The 2,331-nt window shown below is 67.4% G+C and carries 3 protein-coding genes; 2 read left to right on the top strand and 1 reads right to left on the bottom strand.

Annotated elements, in window-relative coordinates; translation table 11 throughout:
* The coding region (locus ABD908_RS27075; RefSeq protein ID WP_345001966.1) for an aconitase family protein at positions 1 to 418 on the bottom strand (418 nt) is incomplete at its 3' end.
* 155 nt (positions 419 to 573) lie between these two features.
* On the opposite strand from ABD908_RS27075, the gene ABD908_RS27080 reads away from it, so the two are divergent.
* Positions 574 to 1,194, top strand: coding sequence for an Rv1476 family membrane protein (locus ABD908_RS27080; protein ID WP_345001968.1), 621 nt, complete (start codon positions 574 to 576; stop codon positions 1,192 to 1,194).
* A gap of 271 nt (positions 1,195 to 1,465) precedes the next feature.
* Positions 1,466 to 2,331: coiled-coil domain-containing protein (locus ABD908_RS27085; RefSeq protein WP_425584418.1), on the top strand; the 866-nt coding region annotated here is incomplete at its 3' end.

A 2,331-nucleotide genomic window follows, 5' to 3' on the forward strand; every position in this document is an offset into this window, starting at 1 on the left:
TGCGGGCGAACGCATCCGAGGTACCGAACACGTCCAGGATCACCGAGTGATCGATCACCATCTCCGCCGGCGACAACGGATTCACCTTGTTCGGATCACCGCCGAGAGCCGTCACCGCCTCCCGCATGGTGGCGAGGTCGACGATGCAGGGCACGCCGGTGAAGTCCTGCATGATCACGCGCGCCGGGGTGAACTGGATCTCGATGCTCGGATCGGCCGAGGGATCCCACGCGGCGATCGCGTTGATGTGGTCCTGGGTGATATTCGCGCCGTCCTCGGTCCGCAGCAGGTTCTCTGCCAGGACCTTGAGGGCATACGGAAGCTTCTCGGTGCCGGGTACAGCGCTGAGACGGAAGATCTCGTACGACTGATCGCCGACCTCGAGCGTGCCACGGGCGGAGAAAGAATCGATACTCATCGCTTACGTCAGCTCCACTCTCATCGTGTGGGTTGCACCGACGGGCTGTGTCGGTGACTGGGCCAATAATAACAGTACGCTTGTCCTGTGAGGGCTCGGGGGGTGTCCGGCGTGCCGCCGCGGGACTCGATCATTGTGTCGTACTGTGTGGGTCCATGGGCCCCATGCCGATAATCGCCGCCATCCCACCCGACGTGGACCTCACGGCGATCGAGCAGCAGTTGAAGGAGACCGGCGTCGCGGTCCTCAATCCGGCTCTGCAGTCGACCATCCCGCAGCTCGAGCAGGTCGTGCACCAGGCCGAGGCGAAGGGTGTGCAGAACTTCAAGGTGATCGTCCTGGCGCACGACTACGTCCCCGACACCTCGTTGCGGGACCTGGGCATGAAGGTCAGCAAGGACCTCGGCGGCAAGATGACGGTGCTCGTGATGTCGCCGGGGCAGGTGGCCGGCCAGTCCAACCAGCTGACGCGCTTCCAGATCGAGAAGGGGCAGGACGGACACGGCATCGGTGCGCGGCTGCCGCTGTCCAACCCGCCGGTCGCCGCGTCGACGTTCGTCGACATCGCGACCGGCGCCACCACCTCGTGGACGGGGATCACCTGGGCGCTCATCGCGGTGGTGGCCGTTGCCGCGGGTATCGGGCGTGTCGTGACACGGCGGAAGAGCCGGGCCGTCGACGCGGCGCGCAAGGAGGCGGCACTGGCGGGGGCCTCATCCGGCACGGCTGTGCAGGCCGGGGCCGACGGTGATCGGCCGGCCGGCAGCGCGGGCTGATCGAGGGCTCCGGTACGGCCGGCCATCAGGACGGCGCGCGAGAATCGGGTCATTCATCGCGCGATCCGGGCTGCATGACGCCGATTGCGCGGGCTTCGTCTCGTTGCATTCATCCAGGTAGAACGGTGTGTGTGATAGTCACACTCATGTAATTTGTTACTGATGTTTTCCTAGGGACTAAAGTTGTCGTACGGTACATGTGACGCATTTGATGCCGGGTGGGGTCCAATGGCACGGATGTGACGTATCTCGAGCAACCTAGGGAGACACCTTGAGGCGCCGTACGGCACAACCCGCGAAGCGTTTCGCGACCAGGTCGGTGCTCGCCGTGCTGGCCACAGGAACACTCGCCGTGGGTGTTCCGGGAGCCGCGTGGGCGGATCCCGCCGTCGATCAGCAGACCAACGTGGTGACCGCGCTGGTCGATCGCATCGCGTCGGCCGATCAGCAACTCGCCGATCTGCGTAGCCAGGTGCAGGTCAAGCAGCAGGCGGTCAACCGCACGATCATCGACCTGCAGACCGCGGACAACGCTGCGACGGCCGCAGGGACCGCGGTCACGGTGTCCGACAGTGCCGTCACCACGGCCGACAGGCGGATCGCGGGCGCGCAGAAGACCTTCGACGACATGGTGCGCGCCGCGTACATGCAGGGCAACACCGCCGGCGGCCTCGCCGACGTCCTGTCCAGCCCCGACGTGGATACGGCCCTCGACCGCCAGACCGTCCTGACCGAGATCGCGGAGAAGCAGCGCGAGGCGCTCGTGACGCTGCAGTCTGCGAAGCAGAAGGCGCTCGGACAGCGCACCGCCGCCCGGTCCGCCAAGATCCAGGCCGACGCCGCTCGCGCCGCCGCCGCCGACCGCAAGCGGCAGGCCGTCGACTCGATCACCGCCACCGTCGTCGCCCTACGGACGCAGCAGGCGGCCCAGCAGAGGCTGCTCGCGCAGCGCGATCTGGCGCAGCGCGCCCTCGCGGCCGCGAAGCAGCATGCAGACGATGTCGTGGCGCAGAAGCGGATCTACGCCCGGTACGTGGTGGCGGCGCAGCAGGTGCAGACGGTGACGGCCCCGGCTGCGCCCGCAGCGCCTGCTGCGCCCGCAGCGCCTGCTGCCCCTGCGGCGCCTGCTGCGCCCGC

The organism is Tsukamurella soli (assembly GCF_039541155.1).
Classification (GTDB): Bacteria; Actinomycetota; Actinomycetes; order Mycobacteriales; family Mycobacteriaceae; genus Tsukamurella; species Tsukamurella soli.